The following is a 2,710-nucleotide window of genomic DNA, read 5'->3' on the forward strand; positions in this document are numbered from 1 at the left end:
CCGCCCAGTCCTCGGCCTCGAGTCCGTCACCGAGCTCGGCCAATTCGTCCCACCGCTTCCGGGACGCGAGTTCGACCCGCTTGAACATCGCGTTGCGCACCATCACCTTGAACGCGCGGGGGTTCGCGGAGATCGGGCGCGGCGTGTCCGCGCCGAAGGCGAGCTGCTGGTCGTCCGCCTCGACAGCGGGGTTGGCGAGCTGCTCCCACTCGTCGAGCAGCGACGAATCGACCTGGCGGATCAATTCCCCGAGCCATTCGGTGAGGTCCTCGAGTTCCTCGGTGCGCGCCGAATCCGGCACGGTCTGGCGCAGCGCCCGGTACGCGTCCGCGAGATAGCGCAGCACCAGCCCTTCGGAACGGGCGAGCCCGTAGTGCGAGACGAGTTCGGAGAACGTCATCGACTTCTCGACCATGTCCCGCACCACCGACTTCGGCGACAGCGGCGTCTCGGACACCCAGGGATGCCCGGCCCGGTAGGTCTCGAAGGCCGGCTCGAGCAGCTCCGCGAGCGGCTTGGGCCAGGTGACCTCCTCGAGCAGCTCCATGCGCTCGTCGTACTCGATCCCGTCCGCCTTCATCTGCGCGACCGCCTCGCCGCGCGCGGCGTGCTGCTGGGCGAACAGGATCTGCCGCGGGTCGTCGAGGGTCGACTCGATCACCGACACGACATCGAGCGCGTAGGTGGGGGATTCCATGTCGAGCAGTTCGAGGACGGCGAGCGCGAACGGCGACAGCGGCTGGTTCAACGCGAAGTCACGCTGCAGGTCGACGGTCAGCCGCGCCCAGCGGCCGTCCTCGTCGGGGGCGTCGAGGCGTTCGACGATCCCGGCCTGCAGCAGACCCCGATACAGCTCGATCGCGCGCAGGATGTGGCGGCGCTGTGCCTTGCGGGGCTCGTGGTTGTCCTCGAGCAGGTGACGCATCGCGTCGAAGCAGTTGCCGGGACGGGCAATGACGTTGAGCAGCATCGAATTGGTGACGCGGAAGCGCGAGACCATCGGCTCGGGCGGTGCGGCCACGATCTTCTCGAACGTCGCCTCGCCCCAGGACACGAAACCCTCGGGTGCCTTCTTGCGCTGCACCTTCCGCTTCTTCTTGGGATCGTCGCCCGCCTTGGCGAGCGCGCGATGGTTCTCGATCTCGTGCTCGGGTGCCTGCACGACCACCGTGCCCATCGTGTCGAACCCGGCGCGTCCGGCGCGTCCGGCGATCTGGTGGAATTCGCGGGCCTTGAGCTGGCGCATGCGGGTGCCGTCGAACTTGGTCAGACCCGTCAGCAGGACGGTGCGGATCGGAACGTTGATCCCCACGCCGAGGGTGTCGGTCCCGCAGATCACCTTGAGCAGTCCGTCCTGCGCGAGGCGCTCGACGAGCCGCCGGTACTTCGGCAGCATGCCCGCGTGGTGCACACCGATGCCGTGGCGCACCAGCCGTGACAGCGTCTTGCCGAAGCCCGTCGAGAAGCGGAACGCGCCGATGGCCTCGGCGATCGCCTCCTTCTCCGCCTTGCTGCACATGTTCACGCTCATGAGTGCCTGGGCGCGTTCGAGTGCGGCGGCCTGCGTGAAATGCACGACGTATACGGGAGCCTGATGTGTGGTGACGAGTTCCTCGATGGCCTCGCCGATCGGCGCGAGCGAATACGAGTACGTGAGCGGCACCGGACGTTCCGCGCCGGAGACTTCCGTGGTGGGCCTGCCGGTGCGGCGCGTCAGATCGTCCCGGAACCGGCTGACGTCCCCGAGCGTCGCCGACATCAGCAGGAACTGCGCGTGCGGAAGTTCGATCAGCGGAACCTGCCACGCCCAGCCGCGGTCCGGTTCCGAGTAGAAGTGGAACTCGTCCATGATCACCTGACCGATATCCGAGTCCGCGCCCTCCCGCAACGCGAGGTTCGCGACGATCTCCGCGGTCGCGCAGATGATCGGCGCACCCGAATTCACCGAGGCGTCACCGGTCATCATCCCGACCAGGTCGGCGCCGAACACCTCGCACAGCGCGAAGAACTTCTCGCTGACCAGTGCCTTGATGGGTGCGGTGTAGAAGGTGCGCTTGCCGGTGGCGAGGGCGAAGAAGTGCGCACCGAGCGCCACCATCGACTTTCCCGAACCCGTCGGCGTCGCCAGGATCACGTTCGAGCCGGCGACGATCTCCATCAGCGCTTCCTCCTGCGCGGGATAGAGCGTCAGGCCCCTGTCCGTCGTCCAGGAGGTGAAGGCGTCGAACAGCGAGTCCTCGTCGACGGGGTCGGGGATCAGATCCGGCAGCAGCACCGTTACAGGCTAGTCGGCCTTCACCCGACAGCGGGCCACGGTCCGTGTCCGGACAGCGGGCCACGGTCCGTGTCCGGGTGGCGCCGCGCTCGTCAGGTGGCGCTGCGCTCGTCGGCGCCCATCGCGTCGAGGACGGCCATACGGGTTTCGGGACCGCCGCCGATCTGGCTTTCGCTGACACCGGCGATGAGCAGCTGCCGCCAGCGTTCGGCGTCGAATTCGAGCGGGGCAGTGGTGGTGAGGAACTCCTCGACGACTCGCAGGAACCGGATCGGATCGTCGCGGAACGGGAAGTGCCCGGCACCGCGGAAGATGTCCAGCCGGGAGCCCGGCATCGCGGAATGGGCGAGATAGCCGTGGCCGACCGGGATCACGCTGTCGCGATCGCCCCAGATGAGCTGGACCGGCAGGTTCTCGGTCAGGTAACAGCGGTCG

General features: G+C 67.8%; 2 protein-coding genes. Both read right to left on the reverse strand.

Annotated elements, in window-relative coordinates; genetic code table 11:
- The coding region (locus tag I0Q12_RS05365) for a DUF3516 domain-containing protein (RefSeq protein WP_307846037.1) at window positions 1-2,275 on the reverse strand (2,275 nt) is incomplete at its 3' end.
- Window positions 2,276-2,367: 92 nt separating this feature from the next.
- Window positions 2,368-2,710, reverse strand: a 343-nt coding sequence (locus I0Q12_RS32045) for an alpha/beta fold hydrolase (protein ID WP_231610059.1), incomplete at its 5' end; no start/stop codon positions are given.

The organism is Rhodococcus sp. CX, from assembly GCF_015865005.1.
GTDB lineage: Bacteria > Actinomycetota > Actinomycetes > Mycobacteriales > Mycobacteriaceae > Rhodococcus.